17 protein-coding genes are annotated in these 25513 nt (G+C 35.2%); 9 read left to right on the forward strand and 8 right to left on the reverse strand.

Annotated features, from left to right (window positions below; all coding sequences use genetic code 11):
• Nucleotides 1-52: 52 nt before the first annotated feature.
• From C1631_RS16565 to rimP, 8 genes are all read right to left on the reverse strand, one after another.
• Nucleotides 53-2002 carry a LysM peptidoglycan-binding domain-containing protein gene (locus tag C1631_RS16565; protein WP_228441288.1) on the reverse strand — a complete coding sequence of 650 codons (1950 nt, stop codon included), beginning with the start codon at nt 2000-2002 and terminating at the stop codon, nt 53-55.
• A 38-nt stretch (nt 2003-2040) separates the two neighbouring features.
• Nucleotides 2041-3630, reverse strand: a complete 1590-nt coding sequence (gene bshC, locus C1631_RS16570; RefSeq protein ID WP_109713458.1) for a bacillithiol biosynthesis cysteine-adding enzyme BshC — start codon at nt 3628-3630, stop codon at nt 2041-2043.
• A 12-nt stretch (nt 3631-3642) separates the two neighbouring features.
• The gene (locus C1631_RS16575) at nt 3643-5583 is read right to left on the reverse strand and encodes a putative porin (RefSeq protein ID WP_109713460.1); all 1941 of its coding nucleotides are present in this window, start codon (nt 5581-5583) and stop codon (nt 3643-3645) included.
• A gap of 111 nt (nt 5584-5694) precedes the next feature.
• The gene (locus C1631_RS16580; RefSeq protein ID WP_103247083.1) at nt 5695-7236 is read right to left on the reverse strand and encodes a RagB/SusD family nutrient uptake outer membrane protein; all 1542 of its coding nucleotides are present in this window, start codon (nt 7234-7236) and stop codon (nt 5695-5697) included.
• Nucleotides 7237-7249: 13 nt separating this feature from the next.
• On the reverse strand, nt 7250-10300 hold the full coding sequence (locus C1631_RS16585) for a SusC/RagA family TonB-linked outer membrane protein (RefSeq protein ID WP_103247082.1): 3051 nt from the start codon (nt 10298-10300) through the stop codon (nt 7250-7252).
• A 611-nt stretch (nt 10301-10911) separates the two neighbouring features.
• The gene (gene infB / locus C1631_RS16590) at nt 10912-13875 is read right to left on the reverse strand and encodes a translation initiation factor IF-2 (RefSeq protein WP_109713462.1); all 2964 of its coding nucleotides are present in this window, start codon (nt 13873-13875) and stop codon (nt 10912-10914) included.
• Nucleotides 13876-13951: 76 nt separating this feature from the next.
• Nucleotides 13952-15187 carry a transcription termination factor NusA gene (nusA, locus tag C1631_RS16595; protein ID WP_103247080.1) on the reverse strand — a complete coding sequence of 412 codons (1236 nt, stop codon included), beginning with the start codon at nt 15185-15187 and terminating at the stop codon, nt 13952-13954.
• Nucleotides 15188-15204: 17 nt separating this feature from the next.
• Nucleotides 15205-15672, reverse strand: a complete 468-nt coding sequence (gene rimP / locus C1631_RS16600; protein WP_103247079.1) for a ribosome assembly cofactor RimP — start codon at nt 15670-15672, stop codon at nt 15205-15207.
• 215 nt (nt 15673-15887) lie between these two features.
• On the opposite strand from rimP, the gene C1631_RS16605 reads away from it, so the two are divergent.
• From C1631_RS16605 to C1631_RS16645, 9 genes are all read left to right on the forward strand, one after another.
• The gene (locus tag C1631_RS16605) at nt 15888-17201 is read left to right on the forward strand and encodes a UDP-glucose dehydrogenase family protein (RefSeq protein WP_103247078.1); all 1314 of its coding nucleotides are present in this window, start codon (nt 15888-15890) and stop codon (nt 17199-17201) included.
• A gap of 4 nt (nt 17202-17205) precedes the next feature.
• A complete protein-coding gene (rfbB, locus tag C1631_RS16610) occupies nt 17206-18285 on the forward strand; it encodes a dTDP-glucose 4,6-dehydratase (protein WP_103247077.1) in 1080 nt (359 codons plus the stop codon).
• A 22-nt stretch (nt 18286-18307) separates the two neighbouring features.
• On the forward strand, nt 18308-19171 hold the full coding sequence (gene rfbA / locus C1631_RS16615; protein WP_103247076.1) for a glucose-1-phosphate thymidylyltransferase RfbA: 864 nt from the start codon (nt 18308-18310) through the stop codon (nt 19169-19171).
• Between the two features lie 171 nt (nt 19172-19342).
• Nucleotides 19343-20185: an ABC transporter permease gene (locus tag C1631_RS16620; protein WP_109713464.1), complete on the forward strand. Its 843-nt coding sequence runs from the start codon at nt 19343-19345 to the stop codon at nt 20183-20185.
• Nucleotides 20185-21381 carry an ABC transporter ATP-binding protein gene (locus tag C1631_RS16625; RefSeq protein WP_103248365.1) on the forward strand — a complete coding sequence of 399 codons (1197 nt, stop codon included), beginning with the start codon at nt 20185-20187 and terminating at the stop codon, nt 21379-21381. The genes C1631_RS16620 and C1631_RS16625 overlap by 1 nt, the downstream gene beginning before the upstream one ends.
• A 10-nt stretch (nt 21382-21391) precedes the next feature.
• A complete protein-coding gene (locus tag C1631_RS16630; RefSeq protein WP_109713466.1) occupies nt 21392-22477 on the forward strand; it encodes a DegT/DnrJ/EryC1/StrS family aminotransferase in 1086 nt (361 codons plus the stop codon).
• Nucleotide 22478: 1 nt separating this feature from the next.
• Nucleotides 22479-23180 carry a WbqC family protein gene (locus tag C1631_RS16635; RefSeq protein WP_109713468.1) on the forward strand — a complete coding sequence of 234 codons (702 nt, stop codon included), beginning with the start codon at nt 22479-22481 and terminating at the stop codon, nt 23178-23180.
• The gene (locus C1631_RS16640) at nt 23181-24137 is read left to right on the forward strand and encodes a hypothetical protein (RefSeq protein WP_103248368.1); all 957 of its coding nucleotides are present in this window, start codon (nt 23181-23183) and stop codon (nt 24135-24137) included.
• Nucleotides 24130-25503, forward strand: a complete 1374-nt coding sequence (locus C1631_RS16645) for a GNAT family N-acetyltransferase (protein WP_103248369.1) — start codon at nt 24130-24132, stop codon at nt 25501-25503. The genes C1631_RS16640 and C1631_RS16645 overlap by 8 nt, the downstream gene beginning before the upstream one ends.
• Nucleotides 25504-25513 lie beyond the last annotated feature (10 nt).

Genomic DNA, 25513 nt, shown 5'->3' on the forward strand with positions numbered 1-25513 from the left:
TGCAAATATACTTATAATGTTAATAATATCCTTTTAAACAGATATAAATCATCTAAGGTACCAACCTGATTACTCTGTAACCGGTATTTACATAAGCACCATTTGCTTTTGATTTTACAAATTCAAACTTGGTAGCAAGCTGAGTCTGTACTTTATTCATCTGTTTGAATATTTCCCCCTTTTTATTCTCTCTTGTCAACATATCATTCACCACATCAAAACCTACGATTGCATATTTTGGAGGTGTTTTGCAATATTTGTTTTTATAAGCCGCAAGGATTTCCTTTTCAAAGTTACCATCTGTATTGATCTTTCTATCCATCAGGTATACCAGACTTGCCTGGCTCAAATCATCCACTCTCTTCTCAAATACCGGAGAGTAAAACATACTGAATGCTTTTACTCCCTGAGCTTCTTTGGAAAGAGCAACGATTTTGTTTGCAAAAGCTTCTCCCATATCGTCATTAGCTAAAATAGCAACAACCGGAGCAGCTTGTCCTGTCATCATATTCTGATCCAGCTGGATATCAGCAGGGGAATTAACAATTACAACATTAGGGTTTTTCACTGCTTTTTCGAGACCTGCTTTGATGTAGTTGGCATTTTCTTTTTTCGAATCTGCTACCACATATATTTTCTGATCTGAATAGACCGCTTTTACTTCTTCCACAATTTTATCAGCATAGGTTTGATTATTGGTTTCAACAATGATCAGGTTGCTGTAGTTATAAAGTTCCGGAGTGTTGGCAAATGGGGCTACAACAGGAATTTTTTGATTTTTTGTAAAATCCAGAACATCAATTACATTCGATTTGAAGAATGGTCCAATAATAAGGTCTGTATTTTCAGGATTGATTTGAGTCAAAGAATTCTTGAATGAGGCTTCATTCCCTGAATCCACGACTTTAATATCAAGTTTCTGACCTCCTTTTGCATTTCTTTCGATTGCCAGCTTAGCACCCGTCAAAAAGTCTAGGGCCATCCCTCTGTACTGGGTTTCATTGGTACTGTATCCGAATGGAAGCATTAATACCACACTTAGAGCATCCCCATTTTTCTTGATGTAAACAGGATCCTGTTTTTTGATTTTTAAAACCATACCTGTCTTTAGCCCATGAGAAAGATCCGGGTTAAGAGCAATCAGGTCATCAATTGAAACTCCGAATCTGTTGACAATAGAAAATACAGTATCTCCTTGCTGAACAGTGTAGGTTACATAGTCATCTCCTGCCACAACAGTATTGGATGCTGATGGTTTTTCGTTCCCGGAATCCATTTTTTCTTTTGGATGTACAGGTTCTGTTACTACAGAGTCCGCAGCAGTTGATTTTTTTATTTTAATAGTTTCACCCGGCTTTAATCCTTTTTCCTCCAAACCCGGGTTTAAAGCAAACAAATCTTGCTGACTGATTCCAAACTGTTTTGTAATTCTGTAATAATTATCTTTTGCCTGAATTACATAGGCTTCACCTTCTGTCGCTGCAGCAGGGGTAGAAGGGGTTACATTCTTTTCAACGGGAATTTCCACCGGTTTTTCGGCAGCAATAACCTGCTGGCTGTCACCATATTTTTTGATACTGGCCAGTGGTAAAGTAATTTCATCCCCTATTTTCATGTGAGAATCCAATTCAGGATTCAGTTTTCTTAAATCGGTTTCAGAAATTCTATATTGTTTTGTAATCCCATAAATGGTTTGTTTAGGCTGTAAAACAATTTTTCCCAGAGCACCATTGGCAACCGGAGTTGTTTTTACCTTTTCTGCAACAACCGTTTTTGTTACAACCGGAGAGGTTGTTTTATCAGATTTGATCGTTAAAATATCTCCGATAGCCAGTTTGCCATCTTTATGCTTAGGGTTTAGCTTCAGCAATTCATCTACAGTTATTCCATACTTCTTTGCAATATTGTAAGGATTATCACCTTGTACAACGGTATGCGACTTCTGGGCTGAAACTCCCAAAACCATACATAAACTGGATAGAATAAAAAACCTCTTTATCATATTCGATCTTTATAATTTACAAAAATACTCCTTTAAAATTAAATGGCAACAATTATTAATTTGGATTCTTGAACCACCATTTCTTCCAAACAATTTTCAAGCCATGAATACCCATAGTCTGAAAAGAACACACTAAAGTTATAGACTCTTTCCTGCCAGGTTCCTGAAGGATGTACATTTAAAAATAGATTTTCAAGTCTTTCCAATAATTCTCCCTGCTTTATTTTTTCAGCATGAAGCAAACGTTTTTTCATTCTCTTAAATGATTTCAGCTGTCTCACTTCTTCTGCTTTGACCATATTTCCAAATGACTTTTCAGTGCTTTCTGCAGAAGTTCTGAGCTCTGAAAAATTATTGATCAGAAGGTTTTCTTTTTCATCCAATAATTTTAAAATGCTGTTATCTTTTAAAATTTTCTGATTGGTAATTGCGGTAAAATTTTGAAAGAAATCATCAATTCTGAGATCCAGTTTTTCAATTTTCCCCAATGTCTTTTCTTTAACGAAAAGCATAGAGTTTCTTGGAATAAGTACAGGGAAAGGAATTTTGATTTTTGTAAAATAATCTTTCAGTTCCAGCCAGTACATGATTTCGGCATTTCCTCCGATATAAGCCAGATTAGGCAATACTTTTTCCTGATATACTGGGCGCATTAAGGCATTTGGACTAAATCTTTCCGGATGATTCTCCAGCTCAGTCAGTATTTCTTCCTCTGTAAACTGAATATTTTTGTCAACAATAATATATTTCTGTCCGTTAAACTCAATTCTGTCTCTTGTTTCTGAAAGATAGAATAGATTAATTTCACGGGGATTCACCTGAACTTTACCGTACTTTTCAGTGAGGAAATTTACTTTCGATTCAGATTCTTTGTGTAAGCTGAAGTGAAGAAGCTCATCTTTAAAGATTTCTTTCATTTCGTTTTTAAGCTTTTCGGAATCACCATCCAGGATCAAAAGTCCAAATTCAGAGAAAAGACGATTAACAAGAATTTGAATGGCTTGTGTTAATGTATTTCCTGTTTTGTAGGCTTCTTTCAACATTAAAATCAATTCCGTCCCGAAAACAGTGTCATTGAATTCTTTTTCAAACTCAGAAATAAAATAGGTATCACTGATTTGAATTCTACCTACCGGACCTCCTGATTTTTCATTGATTTCATAGAAGTTATTTTCGGTTTTAAAGTGATTAATCTCAGCAAAATCGTGATCCTCAGATGCCATCCAGTAGACCGGCACAAAATTGAAATCCGGAAAATGTTCTTTCAGATAAGTACATGTTTTAATCGTCTGTAAAATTTTATAGACAAAGAAAACCGGTCCTGAAAATAAATTCAGCTGATGTCCTGTGGTGATGGTAAATGTATTAGGGAGTTTAAGGCTCTCCAAATTTTCTTTTTGCCTTGAAGACAGTTTCACATGCGAAAGTTGCTCTTCAAACACTCCGGACAATATATTCCTCTGTTCTACCGATAAAGAAGAATCTGCTTTAAGGTGGATCTGTTGGCGAAAGTTCTCAACAGAAAATATTTTATTTTCAAACCCTTCAATCTTTTGACTCAAAAAGTCTTTTACCAATTGAGGGATGTTTTCTATATCATTAAATGATATTTTATTAATTGTTTTCAACCTGTATCGTTTTTAGTTGAACAAATACCACACGATGCCAATATTCAATCTGAAGTCATATACCGGATAATGTGGAAATGCATAGGCTTTGTTGTTGGAAATAACGGTTCCTATTTGCTGACCTTCTATGAAAAAGAACATTTTTTTCACTTTCATATTGATATAAAGGTCAACCATCGGCTGTCCTCCAATGGAAAAAGAATCGGAACCGGGTAACATATATTCATTTAGGACAGGGAAATATTCTCTTGAAGCAAATTTAGAGAAGTAGTATACCTTAAGCCCCGCCTGAATTTCTGCAGCTTTTTTAAAGGCCTGAGTTTGATAAAAGAAATTGGCTCTTCCGATAAAACTCGGCATTGGAAGCAAGTTTTTATTGGTTAATGCATTTTGAAAATGCAATCTTGTATTCAAATGAAATTTGCCAAAGCTGAATGTTGCATCTCCTCCAATTTGGGAAATATTGAGCGAGCTGTCGCTTTGCTGTGGGCTCCCTTCATTATCAATATACGTATAGTTGTCGATTCTGAAATAATTGGCAAAAATTTCTGTTTTAAACCACTTTAAGTTAACACTTCCTCCAATTTCCATTACCGACTGATTTTTGGCATTTTCCAGATAATAATTAAAATTGTTATAAACAGAAGTATTCAACAGGTAATTAAATGAAGGATAAGCACTTTGGAAGTTTACTTTTGCATTGACAAAATAGTCTTTTACAGGCTCGAACTTCAAATTATTGGCAGTCCTCAGATAGCTTTTAAACTGACTTCCGTTTGAAAATTCCAAGAATGAATTGAGCTGAACTTTATCCCAAAGCTTCACCTGTAGATTTCCTACTGCCCCTATCCTGTTTTCTTTAAGCTCACCCGGAAAAGGAACCCCTCCTACTGTCGCAATATCTCTTATTCCGAATTTAATCATCTGATAACGTACTCCAGCATCAAGCTTGAATTTTTCATTATTAAAAACCAAACTTACTGTATTGCTGAAATTATCCGAGTACTTCTTTGTTGTTAAAGGAAATCCGTTGACCAGTTCTGTGGGCACTTCGTACCAATACCTTTCCAACGATCCCTGATTATAATAGTATTTATTTCCCTGATGTGACATTGTATGTCTTATACTAAAAGGAAACTTCTCTGCATTAAAAGGCGTAAACTGATGGCTGAGATAATACCTCCTATATGAAAACTGAGAGCTTGTAGAAGCCAGGTTTACCTGAGCATTCTGTCTGTTTTTATAGTTACTGTCCCCATTCTGAAACAGATTATCTTCGGTGATCCCTCCACTCTCCTGATTATTTATGTTTTGATGGATATAATGGGCAAAAAGCTCATAATTTCCACTTTTGGAAATATAGTGTCCGGAGAATATGGTATTATTATTCGCAGCCAGTGAGTTTCTGTATAATCCCTGAGACCTAAGACCCATATATTCAAGAGCAAAATTGAACCTTTTACCAATGTTTTGAGTATAAGTAGATCGTAATGCTGCTCCGTTTCTCATTGCATTGTGATAGATGAATGAAGCGGTAGGAGTTTTTACATCATAATACTTCACTTCATTTGCTCCTAAAATCATATAAGATTTATTAGATGGCAGCAAAGACAGGTTCTGCTCCGGATTTACTTCAAATACAAGCGGATTAAATCCTGAACCAATATTGGCAGGCTGTACTCTTCCGAAGTTATCGCGATTATTATACTGAGAGAAAATATGTGTTTTATCAAAAGTCATCACCGTATCAAAGACTTTCTTTTCAGAAAACTGAGTCTGAAACAAATAATCGTTGATGGTGGGTTTGAAAATTTTTAAAGAATCTTTTTTTCCGGAGTCGATGACCAGAGTATCTTCCGGGTTTCGTTGAAGCTTTTGAGTTTTTGTTGAATCAACAATCTGCGCCTGGGCAGCTAAACTGAAGAAGGTGATTATGAAAAGGATGTACTTCATTATTCATTATTGTTCAGCAAATTTAATAAAAAAAAGGCTGTCTCATTTTTGAGACAACCTTTTTAGTTAAATAAAAAGAAAATTTTCTTTTTTTATACCTTTTTTCTATAATTAGAAATGAGGGTTATTTACGATTTCTTCCTGAGGAATTGTTAAAGATACTCTAGCATCATTATAAGGGAACGCAGTACCTACGAAGAACAAGTGGTTAGAACCTCTTGTAACGGTAGCTTTGTTTCTCTTAAATGCAAGATAAGATTTACCTTCACCCCAGAATTCAAGTCTTGTCTGGTTATAGATCTCAGCTTGAAGACCTGTTCCTGTTAATGGATCAAGGAAACTGTCAACATATGCAGCAGCAGTTACTGGTTCTGTAGTACTACCAGGAGCATCTGAGTATCTATTATAAAGCACTTGTTTTAAAATAGCTTTAGCTTCTGCATCCTGACCAGTTTTAGCAAGAGATTCAGCAGCAAGGAAATAGAATTCATCCACTCTCATGAAGATATAGTCAGCGGTAACTTGTCTTTGTCCCTGAGCAATTCTGTTCAGGTCAAAGAATTTATTACCCGGGAAGTTTCTTGCAGGAGTCGTAGCAATAGGAGTCCCCTCACTATCATTGATCGTACTCATTACAAACTGGTTTTTCCTGATATCTCTACCTTTCATAGTACCATACAGACCTAAATCTATTCCTTTTCTGGTTCCTACAGAGGCATAGCTATACGTGAACATATCTACCTGGCCCCACCAGCTTACTAGATCTAATCCGTTCACAACCGCAATATCAAATCCCCACATCCAGCTTGGTGTTTTCAAATCGTTAAATCCACCTCCACTTACAACAGTAGATCCTGCAGAATGAGCCATTCTCACCGTCTCTGTTTTTGAAGTTGATGTATATCCGTAATCATTAATGATCTCTTTAGATAATGCCGCAGCTTGTGCCGGCTGATCCATAGCTGCATACGTGTATGCTAAAAGTCCTTTGGCAACCGACTGATCGATCATCCCTTTGTTTGTTCTTGCGAAACCTTCCAGATAGTTAACTGATTTCGTAAGGTCATCTACAATTAGAGCATATACCTGAGCCTGAGTAGATTTAGGCTGAGCAGGCATACCCGCTTTAGTATATACAGGAATCGCTGCTTCACTAGCACTATATCCTTTCGTATAGAATTGCATTAGATAAAAGTAAGCATAAGCACGTAAAGCTTTCGCCTGTCCCATAGCATATTTATCTGCATCGGTAGTAGGAACCGCAGTTGTTCCTCCAAGAGCGTCGATAATCTGATTAGCACCTGCAATCATTCTGTAATAATACCTCCATGGCTTGTAGTTCATGGTATTGGTAAAGTCAGTCTGAGCCGTCATATTCGCCATAGCCACATACCATCCGTAAGAGGTAGCTTCAAGCGCCATATCCTGAGAAAGCATGTCACTGTAAATATCGTATCCTTTCTGACCGAAATCATCGTGATCTAAACTTGTCCCCCCCGTTCCTGTATTAATCATCATCACATACAAACCGTTCAGTTTTGTTTGTGCAGGAGCATCAGCGATTGTTTCTGTCGGTGCAGATTCAAGAAATTCTTCACGACATGAAACAGTCAATGCTGATAATGCTATACTTAATAATAATATCTTTTTCATTGTAAATTAATTGTTAGAAGTTAATTTTTGCTCCAAAAGTTATAGTTGATAGCGGTGCATATGAATAAGTGCTGCTCGCTCCTGTTTCTGAAACACTTGGATTAAATCCTTTTCTCTTAGTTGCAATCCATAAGTTATCTCCACTTACGAATAAGTTAAATCCTGTAAGACCAATTGCCTTTACAAAGTCTTGTGGAAGGTTATATCCTAAACGGATATTGTTAAGTGCAAGATAATCAGACTTCACTAAGAATCTGCTTGATCTCGCATTCTGGTTAGCATCAATGGCAGCGTTAGAAGACATTCTTGGAACATCTGTAACATCACCAGGGTTTTGCCATCTTTGTCTGATATCAGTATGCCAGTTGTTGCTACCTACAACACCATTACCCATTAATCCGGCATATAATCCGTCATATGAATATCCACCAAGGCTATATAGGAATTGTACTCCTAAAGTAAATTGCTTATATCCAAAATCAAGGTTAAATGCACCTCTGATTGCAGGTATAGCAGATTTATCTAAGAATTTCTGAGTTGCCTGAGAGTATACTTCAGTTACTCCTGTTCTGATATCCGCATTAGGATTCAGCTTCTGGAATTCATAAAGTGAATTAATTTGCTCACCAGCATCAAATTTTCCGTTTCCGTTGGTATCAACATAATTAACTGTCCATTGAGCAGCACCGGTAGCAGAATTTACTCCCGCATACTCTCTCATGTAAAAGTCATATAAAGATCTTCCTTCTGCTCTACCAAATCCTGCTTCAGATAAGTCGATAATCTTAGCATTTCCTGTAGATTGATCCAATGGCATCTGAGTAAGCTTATTACGTAAGATCTCCCCATTGATACCAAAATCAAGGTACATATTATCTTTATTAATGATATGTGTTTTCAAAGTAAATTCTAAACCTTGGTTAACAAGCTTACCGTCATTTACTTTTAAAATTCCATTACCTGTAGAAGGAGCTAATCTGTTATCAAAAATCAAATCGTTTGTTGTTCTGTGGTAGTAATCCACCTCAAGTTCAACAGCTCTGTTTTTGAATAATCCGATTTCAGCACCTACCTGGAATATATTTGATTTCTCCCAAGTCAATCTAGGATAACCATCCTGTACATATGTTGCTCCAGGAAGTCCCATGAAGTTCCCTGGATTGTAAACGTTATATCCTGGATAATACCCCATGTTTTGAGCAGAAGCAGCTGTACTTCCAACAATAGCCTGGTCACCAACAGTACCATAACTTGCTTTCAGTTTTAAGTGCTTAACGATCTTATTGTCATTAAGGAAATCTTCCTTAGTAACTAACCATCCAAGACCAGCTGACCAGAATGTATCCCATTTATTTTGTAAGAATCTTGAAGTTCCGTCTCTTCTGATTGTACCATTGAAGAAATACTTTCCTTTGAAATCATAAGTTAACTGACCAAAGTAAGATTCTAATGTATAATTATAAGTATAAGATTCTGATAACGATTCTCCTACCCCTTGATTCAATTCAGGAATCATGTCAATAATCGTTGGTCTTCCGGCAGATAAATATTTCTGCTCCCAGCTGTTACTTTCGTGAGCCGCAAAAGCCATTACATTATGGTCACCAAATCTCTTTTGGTATCTTAATAACTGTAACCAGTTATAAGCCATTAATTCTGTCTTAGACTTAGAAATATAACCATTCTGACTTGCAGCGTTTCCATAGTAAGGGTTATCTACCTGATCATTACTGTTGTTATAGTACTGACCACCAACTCTTGTTTCAAAGCTTAAATTTTTAGTAATATCAGCTTTTAAGAACATGTTGGCATTGATTTCATGCTTGTAGAAATTATTGATATTATTCGTAGCATCGCCAATTGCATTGGTTAGACCTCCGAAACCTCTACCATAATCTCCCAAACCATAATCAAATTGATTTCCTCCAAAATACGGATCCGGGATTTTATTTCCTGCCGCATCACGAGTAAACAAAGGATAGATAGAAGGAATATTGTCTACAAACCAGAAAATACTTCCAGAGTCACTCGTTTGTCCGTTTCTTTTTGCTTTTGAATATGCATAACCTAAATTAAATTCTCCTTTCAACCAAGGTCTTGCCTGGTGCGTTAAATTTAATCTACCGTTATATCTTTCAAAGTTTGAGTTGATGGAATATCCTTTATCACTTAGGTAACCAATGTTTGTATAATATGTAGTTTTACCGCTACCACCACTGATGGATAAGTTATTTTCTGTTCTCGCAGATGTTTGGAAAGCATAATCTTCCCAGTTTTCCGGATCATAGATTCTACCAATTCCAGGACGTACCATACCTGTAGCAGGATCAATCAGGTTTGCAGCCGCCGTACCCCAGATGTTATAATCCGGGCTGATCCCTGCAGTACTGAATAGTCTTGTATTAGCATACGCTGTCGGGTTAGCATTTCCTGCAAGTCTACCCTGGTTTCTTAAAGCCTGCCAGCTTAGTCCTGCATATTCTTCAGGAGAACTGATTGTTGAATATCTTGGAAGTAATGACATGTTGAAACCTACTTTAGACTCCAACTGAATTACAGATTTGTTAGATCTACCTTTCTTGGTATTAATAACAACAACCCCGTTAGCACCTCTAGCACCATAGATAGAAGTAGCAGTAGCATCTTTAAGGATCACCATGTTTTCGATGTCCTCAGGGTTAATTGAACTAACGTTTCCTGTAAAAGGCATACCATCAAGTACGTACAATGGGCTTCTGTTTCCACTCATTGAACCAAAACCTCTGATACGGATGGTCGCATCTGTACCCGGTTGTCCAGAAGTATTGATTACTCTTACCCCTGCTGCTTCCCCTGCAAGCGCCTGGCTCACAGTTGATACGTTTTTCGAATCAATTGACTTAGCATCAACTTTAGACGCTGTTCCAACATAACTTTCTTTTGGAACCTGGCTATACCCTATTACAACAACTTCTTCAATCGCTGTTTCTCCAGCTGTTGTATCTTTAGGCTTTTGCTGTGCGTAAGCTGCCTGTCCCAAAAAGAACAATGCTCCCGCACTTAGTACACGTAGTTTAACATTCATATTAACAAATTTTAATATATTTTAGCGACAAATATGTTAATAAATATTAACACTAGCAAATTTTTAACCCACATCTATATGTATATTTTTAACAACAAACATGAATTACAGTTTAAATTATGAATTTATCGCAATTTTAAATGAATAAAAAAGGGTTAAATTCAAACAAAAGCTCAAAATAACCACTTTTTATAATTAATTTATAAATGAATATTTTTTTATTTATAATCATTCTAAACTTAATTATTGAATAAATTTAACTTTTCAACCTGTATTACCACGTTAAAAAAAGCCAAATTCAGATATTTAAGTCACAAATTCAACATCTTACCATAGAACAGATCAAATTAAAACGATCAATAAAAAGTCATAAAAACACTCAATCATATTTGTTGAATAAATAGCGACAAGGAATATTTCCAGTACAAACACTGTTTATTTAAAAAAAAACTTCTTTATATAATAACTTAAAAAAAAGCGCGTACATGAAAAAAATAAACTCTAATAGAAAATAAAATTAATAACATACATAAAAGCAGCAACACTATAGGATCAGACATAAAAAAAGTGCCATCTCAAGAGATGGCACTTTATATGATTATATTAAGATATTATTTAAGTTTTTTCTTAACAGCTACTTCTTCGTACACTTCAAGAATATCACCTATTTCGATATCATTATATCCTTTAAGGTTCAGACCACATTCGTAACCTTTTGTTACTTCCTTCACATCATCTTTGAAACGCTTCAAGCTTTCAAGCTCCCCGTCAAATTTAACAATACCGTCTCTCAATAAACGTACTTTAGACTGTCTTGTCACTTTTCCGGTAAGAACCATACAACCAGCAATAGATCCGACTTTAGAAATCTTGAATACCTCACGGATCTCAACATTACCTATCACCTGCTCCTGAATCTCCGGAGAAAGCATTCCTTCCATTGCTTCTTTAACCTCATCGATAGCTTTGTAGATTACCGAATAAGTTCTGATTTCAATTTCCTCACGATCTGCAAGTTCTTTTGCATTAGCACCAGCTCTTACGTTGAATCCAATGATAATAGCATCTGATGCTGCCGCTAAGTTGATATCAGATTCTGTGATCTGTCCTACACCTGAGTGAAGAATTTTCACACTGATCTCCTCCGTTGAAAGTCTTTGTAACTGATCAGATAACGCTTCTACAGAACCATCAACGTCACCTTTAAGAATAATATTCAATTCTTTGAATTCTCCTAAAGCAATACGTCTACCCAACTCTTCAAGAGTTGTATGTTTTTTCGTTCTGATGGAAAGTTCTCTTTGAAGTTGTTCTCTCTTATTTGCAATAGCTTTACCTTCACTCTCATCAGCATATACACGGAATTTATCACCAGCTGTCGGTGCTCCGTCTAATCCCAAGATCGTTGCAGGAATTGAAGGACCCGCTTCCGCAAGATTTTTCCCTCTTTCATCAAGCAAAGCTTTTACTTTACCGTGGTTTTTACCTGCTACTACATAATCTCCCACTCTTAAGGTTCCGGTTTGTACCAACATGGTAGCAACATATCCTCTACCTTTATCAAGAGATGCTTCAATAACAACACCATTGGCAGAACGATCAGGATTCGCTTTTAATTCAAGCATTTCAGCTTGCAATAAAACCTTCTCCAATAATACGTCTACATTATTACCAAACTTAGCAGAAATCTCCTGCGCCTGAACATTTCCACCCCACTCTTCTACTAAAACCGGAGGGTTCAAGCCTGAAAGCTGCTGGCGAATGTTATCAGGATTTGCATTAGGTTTATCAACTTTATTGATTGCAATGATCATTGGTACCTGTGCAGCTTGTGCGTGAGCAATTGCTTCTTTTGTTTGTGGCATCACATCATCATCGGCAGCAATCACGATAATTGCAATATCGGTAATCTGCGCACCCCTTGCTCTCATTGCCGTAAAGGCTTCGTGACCCGGAGTATCTAAGAATGTAATTCTCTGACCATTTTCCAGTTTCACATTATATGCACCGATGTGCTGGGTAATCCCTCCAGATTCACCTGCGATTACATTCGTTTTTCTAACATAATCCAATAATGAAGTTTTCCCATGGTCAACGTGACCCATTACGGTAACTACAGGTGCTCTTGACAATAAGCTTTCTTCAGCATCGATTTCATCTTCTGTATCTGTATCTTCAAGATCAGCATCCGAGAATTCAATTTTATAACCGAATTCATCTGCTACTAATAATAAGGTATCAGCCTCCAGTCTCTGGTTCATGGTCACCATTACCCCAAGTGAGAAACAAGCAGAGATTACTTCAGTTGGTGAAACGTTCATTAGACTCGCTAATTCACCTACTGTAATAAACTCAGTTACTTTCAGAGTTCTGTCTTGTGCTTCAAGCTCCTGCTGACGCTCATCCTGCTCTCTACGGAAAGTTCTTTTGTCTTTTCTATGTTTTGCAGATTTAGATTTACCTCCTTTGTTTGTAAGCTTTTCTAAGGTTTCTTTAATCTGGTTTTTAACTTGCTCATCAGTTAATTCAACCGGCATCACTCTCTGACCAGGTCTGTTGTTCTGGCCTCCTTTCTTGAAGCCGCCACCACCTTGACCTTGAGGACGGTTTCCTCCCTGGTTGTTTCCGAAACGGTTTCCACCACCTTGACCTCCCTGACCTTGAGGACGGTTCCCCTGACCTCCTTGTCCCTGACGGTTTCCACCTTGTCCACCATTATTGTTTTGACGGTTTCCCTGGCCTTGACCACCCTGGTTATTGTTGTTGTTATTTCCTGAGTTTTGATTATTCCCCTGACCTTGTTGGTTATTTTGCCCAGGTTTTTCAATTCTCTTTCTTTTCTTTTTAGCTCCAGAACCAGGTTTTGGTGCAAATTGAGTCAAATCAATTTTTTCTCCGACAATCTTAGGACCATCAAGCTTCTGATAAACTGTCTCAATTTTTTGTGGTTCCTGAGATTCCGGTTCAGCTTCCACTTTTGGAGCTTCTACTTTTTTCTCCTCTGCAACTACCGGCTTAGGAGTTTCTTTTACTGGTTCCACAGGTTTTATTTCTTCTTTTTTCTCCTCTACTTTCGGTTTGTCTTTTTTCACAGGTCTATTTCTAGATTCTATCTGAGACAAATCAATTTTATCCAAAACTTTAAACTCCTGCTTTTCAGGTACTGCTTTTACTTCCGGTTCTTCTTTCACGATTTCTTCTTTCTTTTCTTCAACCGGTGTCGCTACAGGAGCAGCAGGGGTTTCTTCAATTTCAGGTTTTCCAGGTTCTAAATCTATTTTACCTAAAATCTTAGTTTCTGGTTTATTTGCTTTAGCTCTTATCACTTCAGGGGTTTTCTTCTCTTCAATTTCCAGCTTTTCTTCCGGAACTTTAGTAATCACCACCTCATGGGAAGCCTTTCGTTGTTCGCCATCCTTAGCAAACTCAGCCTCCAATGCAGAATATGCCGCTTCTTCCAATTGAGCGTTAGGATTGCTTTCAACCTCAAATCCCCTAGATTGTAAAAATTCTACTAATCTGGACATCGAAATGTTGAATTCCTTAACCGCTTTATTTAATCTAATTTTTGGCATCTATATTATTTACTGTTTTTTAATTCTTAAAATTAAAGTATTTCTTTTTACTGTTTATTAAAATTTATTTAAAATCTTAATCTTCAAATTCTTCTCTCAGAATACGTTTCACCTCTTCAATAGTTTCTTCTTCAAGGTCAACCATATTTAAAAGACTTTCCGTCTCTTTGTCTAATACAGATTTTGCAGTAGTTAATCCTACTTTCTTAAATTCATCCAAAATCCACTGATCAATGTCATCGTTGAATTCTCTTAATTCAACATCATCATCCTCACTGGATTCTCTATATACATCAATTTCATATCCTGACAACCAAGAAGCCAGTCTAATATTCTGTCCTTGTTTTCCAATTACTTTAGAAATTTCTTCAACCGGAGTATATACTAGTGCATAGTTTTGCTCCTCATTAATGTCAATTTTATTAACTGTAACATTTCCTAAAGCTCTCTTCACCAAAATCTCAGGGTTTTTAGACCACTGAATAACATCGATGTTCTCATTTCTCAACTCTCTTACAACGCCATGAATTCTGGATCCCTTAACACCCACACAAGCTCCTACCGGATCAATTCTGTCATCGTAAGCATCTACTGCAATCTTCGCCTTCTCACCAGGAATTCTCACTACTTTTTTCAGCATGATTGTTCCATCCTGGATCTCAGGAATTTCCAGTTCTAATAATTTCTCAAGGAATTTAGGTGCAGTTCTGGAAATAATAATCTGTGGTTTAGAACCTTTAAAGTCTACTGTTTCAACAATAGCTCTGATATTCTCCCCCTTTTTAAAGAAATCGGACGGGATCTGGTTTTCTTTTGGTAAGATAAATTCGTTTCCTTCATCATCCAGCAAAATCACATGCTTATGGCGGATATGGTGGATTTCACCTACTACAATTTCTCCGATTTTATCTCTGAATTGCTCATACAACATTGCATTATTATGCTCCTGAAGTTTTGTAGCCAGGATTTGCTTCAGGGTAAGAATATTTCTTCTTCCCAACTGAGCAACAGGAATTTCCATTGTAAAGTCTTCACCTACTTCAAACGTAGGGTCAATTTTCTTCGCTTCAGAAATTTCAATTTCCAAATCATCATCTTCAGACATTTCGTCCTCAACAATTGTTTTATTTAAAAATATCTGAAAATCTCCTTTATCCGGGTTTACAATTACATCAAAATGATCATCTGAATCGAATCTTTTTCTCAAAAGTGTTTTCAGTGAATCTTCAATAATTGCCATAAGATCAATCTTACTGATCCCTTTTTCGTCTTTAAAATCACCAAAGGATTCAATCAACGCTATATTATCCATCTATTCTTTTTTCTTTTTTAAAATTTAATTACTACTAATGCCTTTTTGATCTCAGAGTAAGAAATCTCTTTCTCCTCTTCCACATCTACCTTTCCTTTTCCGATATCTTTCGGCTTCCGGTAACGTAAAACAAGTGTGATCTTCTCATCGTCTACTTTTGACAATTCCCCTTCAATCTTGGAAGAATCCCCCAGCATCACTTCAATCTCTCTTCCTATATTTTTATTGAACTGTCTTGGTGTCGCTAATGGCTCGCTTAATCCTGCGGACATCACCTGAAGGCTAAAGTCATGCTCTTCACGATCCATATTGAATTCTATGGCGCGGCTTGCATCAAGGCAATCCTGCAAAGAAACCCCGTCATCACCATCTAAAATCACTGTAATATCATCCCCTGCAGAAATCTTAAGATCAATAAGAAACAGATCTTTTCTGGTCTCAAGGAATTCATTTAATAATTCTTCAATTCTTTTTTTAAACTCCATACATTCTTTTATCTTGATTTACAGTACGAAAAAAGGCTTTCTTTCGAAGCCTTCCCATTTTTCCTGTAAATCCAATGCAAATATACGCTTTTTTTCCAAAAATGCAAAATTATCTTATTATCAAGTAAATAGAGAGAAATTCTTTTACAATAATTTAAAGAAGCAGATGAAAGTATTTTTATTATTTTTGTTTCTGAATTTTAAAAACAAACATTTTGAATATAACGATTGTAGGAACAGGTTATGTAGGATTAGTGACAGGAACTACCCTTGCAGAGCTTGGCAATTCAGTATACTGTGTTGATATTGATGAAAAGAAAGTAGAAGGTATGAAAAACGGCATTGTTCCCATATATGAGCCGAACCTTGAAGAGATGTTTCTGAGAAACATTCAGTCTGAAAGATTATTTTTCACTACAAATTTAAAAGAATCCCTAGACAAAAGCGAAGTTATTTATCTCGCATTACCTACACCTCCCGGAGAAGATGGGTCTGCTGACCTGTCTTATGTATTGAAGGTGGCCAGTGATATTGGTGAAATGATGACCGAATACAAAGTTATTGTGAATAAAAGCACAGTTCCTGTAGGTACCGCTGATAGGGTAAGAGAAGTAATTTCTTCTAAAACAGATATTCCTTTTGATGTTGTTTCTAATCCTGAATTTTTACGGGAAGGTTTTGCCGTTGAAGATTCGATGAACCCTTCAAGAGTTGTGGTAGGAGCCAGTTCCGAAAAGGCGAAAGACATTATGTCTAAAATATACCAGCCTTTTACCAATACCGGAATTCCAATTATTTTCATGGATGAAAAATCATCGGAACTGACAAAGTATGCAGCCAACTCATTCTTAGCCGTAAAAATCACCTTTATGAATGAGATTGCCAATTATTGCGAAAAAGTAGGTGCGGATGTAGACAAAGTAAGACTGGGAATGGGAAGTGACGATAGAATCGGGCACAGATTCTTGTTTCCAGGTATCGGATATGGAGGAAGTTGTTTTCCTAAAGATGTGAAAGCCCTTATCAAATCTGGAAAACAGGAGGACTTCAATTTCCAGATTCTGGAAGCGACTGAAAATGTAAACACCGCCCAGAAAGTAATTCTTATTTCAGAAATTGAAAAATATTTCGGAGGAAGCATTGCCGGCAAGAAAATTGCGATGTGGGGACTAGCCTTCAAAGCGAACACCGATGACATCAGAGAAGCTTCTTCTTTAGATAATATCGCCCTTTTATTGGAAAAAGGCGCAGAAGTTGTAGCATATGATGCTGTTGCAGAAGGCAATGTTAAAAAACTTCTTGGTGAAAAAATACAATATGCCAAAGGGATGTATGATGCATTGGAAGATGCAGACGCCCTATTCATCTCGACAGAGTGGCCGGAATTCAAAAATCCAAATTTTGAACTCATTGCCAAAAAAATGAAAAATAAGGCTATTTTTGACGGAAGGAATATGTATCCGCTTGAAATCCCGGAGCAAAACGGATTTTATTATAAAAGTATAGGAAGAAAGACCATTTCAAAATAATTAAATGAAAAATATTATCATTACTGGAGGAGCAGGATTCATTGGCTCTCATGTTGTAAGAGAGTTCGTAAAAGAGAACCCGAATACCACCATCATTAACCTTGATGCTCTTACATATGCCGGAAATCTGGAAAACTTAAAGGACATCGAAAATGAACCTAATTATATTTTCGAAAAAGCAGATATTACCAAACCGGAAGAACTAAGGAAAGTATTTGAAAAATACAATCCGGATGCAGTAGTACATCTGGCTGCAGAAAGCCATGTGGATAGAAGCATCACAGATCCAATGGCTTTTATTGACACCAATGTTAACGGAACAGCTAATCTTCTGAACCTGTGTAAGGAATTCTGGACATTAAATGCTGATCACACTCATGGCAGATTTCCTGATGAGAAAAGAACTAATTTATTCTATCATGTTTCTACCGATGAAGTATATGGAAGTTTAGGAGAAACAGGATTCTTTTTAGAAACAACCTCTTATGACCCCCAATCTCCATATTCTGCTTCAAAAGCAGCATCTGACCATCTGGTAAGAGCTTATGGAAATACGTATGGGCTGCCATTTATTGTATCTAACTGTTCCAACAATTATGGCCCGAACCATTTCCCTGAAAAATTAATTCCATTGTGTATTTCAAATATCATCAACGAAAGACCTTTACCAATTTATGGGGATGGAAAATATACCAGAGACTGGTTATTTGTTATTGATCACGCAAAAGGTATCCACCAGATTTTTAATGAAGCAAAAACAGGAGAAACTTACAATATCGGAGGTTTTAATGAATGGCAAAATATCGATCTGGTCAAAGAATTAATTAAGCAAATGGATGCTAAACTGGGTAGACCTGAAGGTTATTCTGAAAAGCTGATTACTTTCGTTAAGGACAGACCAGGACATGACAAGCGCTATGCTATTGATGCGACTAAACTAAACAAAGATCTTGGATGGAAACCATCAGTTACCTTTGAAGAAGGATTAGGAAAAACCATAGATTGGTACCTTGAAAACAAAGAATGGCTTGAAAACGTAACCAGTGGAGATTACCAGAAGTATTACGAAAATCAATACAATTAATATTAAAACACAGATTTAAAAGATGAAAGGTATCATTTTAGCCGGAGGATCCGGTACAAGACTTTACCCTCTAACTATCGCTGTCAGCAAACAACTGATGCCTGTTTATGACAAACCCATGATCTATTATCCGCTTTCTACCCTTCTTTTAGCCGGGATTAAGGATATTCTGATCATTACTACTCCACATGACCAGCCCGGTTTCATCAAACTTTTAGGTGATGGCTCCCAATTGGGTTGCAATATAGAATATGTAGTACAACCAAGCCCGGATGGACTGGCACAAGCGTTCATTCTGGGAGAACAATTTATTGGAAATGATCCCGCAGCTCTTGTATTAGGAGATAATATTTTCTATGGTTCCGAAATGGGAACTTTACTAAAAAACAAGACCAACCCTGACGGAGGAGTCGTTTTTGCTTACCATGTAGCAGATCCTGAAAGATATGGTGTGGTTGAATTTAATCATAACTTCAAAGCAGTTTCTATTGAAGAGAAACCTTTACAACCCAAATCAAATTACGCCGTTCCCGGATTATATTTCTATGACAATAACGTTGTGGAAATTGCTAAAAATATCAAACCTTCCCACAGAGGAGAACTTGAAATCACAGACGTAAATAACGTTTATCTTCAAAATGGTAAACTTGAAGTCGGAGTATTAGATAGAGGAACCGCATGGTTGGATACCGGTACATTTGATTCCCTTCACGATGCTTCTGAATTTGTAAGTGTTATTGAAAAAAGACAAGGGTTCAAAATCGGTTGTATTGAAGAAATTGCCTTTAGAAATAAATTCATCAATGAAGAAAAACTGCTTGAAACGGCAGTTAAATATGGGAAAAGCGGATACGGTGAATACCTTAAGCAATTGGTAATAAAATAATAAATTTATATGTAAAAATCAAAAACTATTGACGCAAATGTTAATAGTTTTTGATTATAATACAACTATTAATATATTAGTTGTAATTTTCTTGTTATATGTAAATAATATTTCCTAATACATAAAATAAGGAATAAGATTAATTATTATAAATTTGAAAAAAAATCTACTTTGAAAACCGTAGTATACACATCTGATAAAAAAACACATTTTTTCCAAGAACTCAAATCTATTTTTCGAGATATTAAATCATCCAATTTTTTGGCCTACCAAATGACTAAGAGAGATATACAATCTCAACATAGACAGTCTTTATTAGGGTTCTTTTGGATACTGGCTCCTGTAATTATAAATTCTTTAATTTGGTTATTTTTGAATGGTTCGGGAGTGGTAAATGTAAATATACCAGGAGGAATACCTTATCCTGTTTTTGTTATTTTAGGCACCACTATCTGGAATATTTTTGCTGAAGCTGTACAGAGCCCAATAAATTCGGTAAATTCAGGAAAAGCGATCATTTCTAAAATCAATTTTCCAAAAGAAGCGCTATTAATGAAAGGATTGTACACTACCTTTTTTAATTTAATGATAAAAATGATCCCTGCTGTTGCTATTTTGATAATTTATCAGGTTACACCATCAGAGAGTCTGCTGCTTTTTCCTTTTTATATGGTAGCTTTAATCATCTTTGCTTTTGCTATAGGATTAATTATCACCCCCTTAGGGTTAATTTACACGGATATAAGTAAGGTTCTCATTACAGGAATTCCTTTATTAATGTATCTGACACCCGTTGTCTATGCCGTGCCAAGATCAGGAATTTTTAAATTTTTATTCAATTTAAATCCTTTAACGTATATAATCAATGATACCAGAAATACATTGGTAGGAGTAGAAACTCAGTCATTCATGTTTACAATGATATTAACGGCTGTTAGCTTTATTGTTTTATTAATAGGCTTGGTTATTTTCCGAAAATCAATGCCAATAGTTATTGAAAAAATCGCAGGATAATGAAAAAAGACAAAGAGGTTTTAGTATCCGTACAAAATGTATCTAAAAAATTCAGTAAAAATCTGAAAAGCTCTCTTAAATATGGAGCTTCAGATATTATCCGCAGTACATTAGGTTTAGCAATAAATAAAGAATTACGTCCTCAGGAATTTTGGGCTGTGCATGACGTAAGTTTTGAGCTCAGAAGAGGAGAATGTATTGGCTTGATCGGTCATAATGGCGCCGGGAAGTCTACTCTTTTAAAAGTCCTCAATGGCTTATATACTCCTGATAAAGGACAAATTGTAATGAAAGGAAAAATAGGTGCCTTGATAGAATTAGGGGCTGGTTTTAATCCCATTCTTACAGGCAGGGAGAATATTTATAATAATGCTTCCATTTTAGGATTTACTAAAAAAGAAGTTGAAGAGAAATTACAATCTATAATAGATTTTTCGGAGATTAGAGAATTTATAGATACTCCAGTACAAAACTATTCTTCAGGTATGAAAGTGCGTTTGGGATTTGCTGTTGCAGCCCATCTTGAACCGGATGTCTTAATTATTGATGAAGTGTTGGCCGTGGGAGATCTGGGATTTATATTAAAGTGCTTTAGTAAAATTGACGAATTGCTTCCTCATACTGCTGTTATCTTTGTTTCTCACAGTATGCCAATGGTATCTCGAATATGCAATGAGATAGTTTTAATGGATCATGGCAAAGTTGAGTATCAGGGAAGAGAAATCGGAAAAGGGATACAGCTTTATTACAATAAGTTTTCAAACAACAGCCAAAACAAGGTATATGATAATGAAACTTTTGCATTAAGCTCTGTAAAAACAGATCTTTTGAATAACGAAATACACCGTCATCAGGATTTTAATCTCGTTTTTGAATTCAAAATGAATAAACCCGTTGAGGAGTTACCTGTGCTGTATTTAGAATTCAAGGATAAAGAACAGAAACCAATTGCAGGAATTTCTATTAAAGAACACAAAGAAAGTATAGGACAAAGCACAACAATCACTTATAAGATCACTGTTAAAAATCCACTTTTCACATTAGGAAAATACATTTTAGATGTCAGCTTATATGATGCTTCTACAGAATCACCCTATCTTCGAATTAACAATATCATTGAGTTTACGGTAAGTGGGGAAAAAGAACAATGGATACCATTTGAACTTGACAGTGAAAATATGATAACTTTACATTAAAAAATTTATTATGATTCCAGTAACACAACCTTTTCTTCCTCCACAGGAAGAATTTCAAAAATATTTAGACGGTATCTGGAAAAGAAACTGGCTTACTAATATGGGGCCTTTAGCGAGCCAGCTGGAAATGGAGCTTAAAGATCACTTAAAACTTAATCACCTACTGTTTGTAACGAATGGTACTATTGCGATTCAAATGGCCATAAAAGCATTGGAAATTTCAGGTGAAGTCATTACTACTCCATTTTCTTTTATTGCTACCACCAGCACTATTGTTTGGGAAGGATGCACACCCGTTTTTGTAGATATAGACCCCAATAGTTTATGCATTGATGCTAAAAAGATAGAAGAAGCAATTACAGAAAAAACTAGTGCAATTCTTGCTACTCATGTATATGGAAACCCTTGCGATGTTGTTACAATAGAGGCTATTGCCAAAAAGCACAATCTTAAAGTTATTTATGACGCAGCCCACGCATTTGGTGTAGAAGTAAATGGCAGATCAATTTTTGAATACGGTGATATTTCTACCTGCTCCCTTCATGCTACTAAGCTTTATCATACCGTTGAAGGCGGTTTAGTAATAACAAAAGATCCCGATTTGTTAAAAAAACTAGCCTTTATCAGAAACTTTGGAATTTCCGGGTTTGATTCTTTTTCAGAATTAGGTCTTAATGGTAAAAACTCTGAGTTTCATGCTGCAATGGGGCTTGTAAATTTGAAATACATTTCTAAAATACATGATAAAAGAAAGGCTTTGGCTGAACTTTATGATAAAAAGCTTAAAGGATTAAAACATTTTAAACCTGCATGGCACATTCAGGCTAATGATAATCATGCATATTATCCTATTATATTAGAAAGTGAAGAATTACTTTTAAAATTAAAAACAGAAATGGATAAACAGGAAATCTTTACCAGAAGATATTTCTATCCGAGTCTGGCTTCAGCATTACCTTACTTACCAAAACTGGAACTTCCTATAACTGAAGACATTGCTAAAAGAGCTCTATGCCTTCCTTTTTATTATGATCTAACATTTGAAGAAATAGAATTAATTGCCAGATTAATGCTGAGAATACAAAACAACGATTAGTATGAGAATCGCTGTCATGCAACCATATTTCATGCCTTATATTGGATATTTTCAACTCATCAATGCTGTTGATAAATTTATTATCTATGATGATGTAAATTATATAAAACAAGGCTGGATCAATAGAAATAACATTCTTCTTAACGGAAAAAGTCATTTATTTTCTATCCCGTTGAAAGACGCAAGTTCATTTAAAAAAATCAATGAAATAGAAATTAATAAGGTTCTTTTTATTAAATGGAAAGATAAATTTTTCAAAACACTTGAGTTGGCTTATAAAAAAGCTCCAAACTATGATATTGTCATTTCAATTTTAAAAAAATCTTTTGATGATTATGACAAAATAAGTGATTTAATTTATCTGAGTCTTGTAGAAACCTGCAATTATCTTGGTATTACTACAAAAATTGAAAAGACATCTGAAATCTATCATAATGTAGAATTGTCCAGAGAAGAAAGACTTATTGATATTTGTAAAAAAGAAAATGCGGTCACTTATATCAATCCCATTGGAGGACAAGAATTGTATACTAAAGAATATTTTAACAAACATGATATCAATTTACTTTTTTTAAAGACTCAAAAAGTGGATTATCTACAATTTAATCATGATTTTGTACCTTGGTTATCTATTATTGATATTTTAATGTTCAATTCTATAGAAGAAATAAAAGATATGTTAAACCAGCTTGAATTAATATAAATGGATACAAAAGCAATAGGTGGTTATTTTGAGCTTGAACTTCCAAATAACAAAACATGTTATTTTGGAGAAGACGCTATAGAATTAAATTCAGCGAGAAATTGTTTGGAATATATTCTTAGAGTAAAAGCTTACACAAAAATTTATATTCCATACTATACATGTGATGTACTTTTACAACCAATTAAGAAATTAAATATTTCATATGAGTTCTATGATATAGATTTTAATTTAGAACCACTTTTTGATTATTCTTCCATAAAAGATTCGGAAGCTTTTTTATACACGAACTACTTTGGAATCAAAGAAAAGTTTATTGAAAAATTAGCAGAAAAAATAACCAAAAATTTGATTTTAGATAATGCCCAAGCTTTTTTTTCGCCTGTAATACAAGGTATTGATACATTTTATTCTCCAAGAAAGTTTTTTGGAGTCGCAGATGGAGGCTATTTATATACCGACAAACAGCTCGATTTAGTTCTTGAAAAAGATGTAAGCTACGATAGAATGAGCCATCTCTTAAAAAGGATAGACCTCTCTGCCGAGGAAGGGTATAATGATTTCACGGAAAATGATAATTCTATAGAAAATCAGTCTATAAAAGCAATATCAACGCTTACTAAAAAAATTCTATCCGGGATAGATTTTGAATATATCAGGAAAAAAAGGAAAGAAAATTTTCTGTTCTTACATGAAATACTAAAAGAAAAGAATCTTTTGCCAATTGACCTCGACGAAAAATGCGTCCCTATGGTATATCCCTTTAGAACGCTTGATACAAAACTCAGACAAAAGCTTATCAGTAATCGTATCTATTGTGCTACTTACTGGCCCAATGTTCTGGAGTGGAGCCGCGAAGAGCATAACTCTTACGCTTTAACAAAGGAGATTATTGCAATACCCGTAGACCAAAGATATTCCGTTAATGATATGAAAAAAATTTTAGAATATGTATAATGTTTTAATAAGACCTCTTGTAAAAGAAGATGCTCTTACTTCATATCATTGGAGAAACGATCCTGAAGTTTGGAAATTTACAGGTTCCCGTCCCGATAGAGAAATTACTCAGGAAATAGAATCAGAGTGGATTGATCGGATTCTAAAGGACGAAAAAAGTAAAAGATTTGCCATTTTATGCGATAACCAATATGTAGGAAATGTACAGCTTACAAATATTGAAAATACTACTGCTGAATTTCATATTTTCATAGGTAATAAAAACTTTTGGGGGAAAGGAATTTCTCAATTAGCAACATATCAAATACTTTATTATGCCAAGGAAGTATTGAAACTTTCTGAAATAAATCTACATGTAAAGCCAGAAAATATTGCCGCCGTAAAATCTTATAAAAGAAATAATTTTGTAGTTATTGAGGAGAACTCTGATGATATTAAAATGTCGTTACAGCTTTGTGAACTTAAAAATCCTACTGTAAGTATATTTGTAATGGTATATAATCACGCACAATTTTTAAAAGATTGTCTTGATAGTTTATTAGAGCAAAAAACAAATTTCAATTATGATATTGTTGTAGGCGAAGACTGCTCAAAAGATAATTCCCGAGAAATATTACTTGGCTATCAAAATCTATATCCTGGAAAATTTAAACTTTTACTTCACCCTAATAATATTGGAGCCATAGATAATCAAAATACGATTTATGAAAACTGTTCCGGAAAATATATTGCAATTTGTGAAGGTGACGATTATTGGATCAATCCTCTAAAACTTCAAAAACAAGTTGACTTTCTAGAAAGAAATCCTGAATATAGTCTTAGTTTTCATAAGATTAAAGAGCTAACCACGAAAGAAGAAAAATTCACATACTCTAATCCAAACGAAGAAAAAACATACACATTAGAAGATTTATCAAAAGAAAATTTCATTATTACTGTTTCCGTTTTATTTAGAAAAAATTTTGAGAAACTTCCTGAATGGATGAAATATTCTCCGATCGGAGATTATCCTTTGCATTTATTGAATGCATCTTATGGTCTTATAAAATATTTCCCTGAAGAAATGGCTGTATACAGAGTCGGAAGCGGTATATGGAGTACACAAAACACAGTAGATCAGATTATAAACACAATGTTTTCTCTAAAATTTTTATTGCACCATTTTAAAAGTGCTAAAGAAGTTTCTGATAATCTGAAAGTACAATATACTAATTTTCAAAAAGCACTTTTAAGACCTTTCGACGAAAAAAGATCTTTAGAGATAAAAGTTAAAGATTATAACTATCTCGAAAGTATAACATCTTTTAGTTATCTTTTAAAAATGTTAAATATCAAGCTTTTAAAAAAAATGAGGCTAAAGAAATAAATCGATTTCA

Origin of the sequence: Chryseobacterium phosphatilyticum, from assembly GCF_002899825.2 — a bacterium.
In the GTDB taxonomy this organism is placed as follows: domain Bacteria; phylum Bacteroidota; class Bacteroidia; order Flavobacteriales; family Weeksellaceae; genus Chryseobacterium; species Chryseobacterium phosphatilyticum.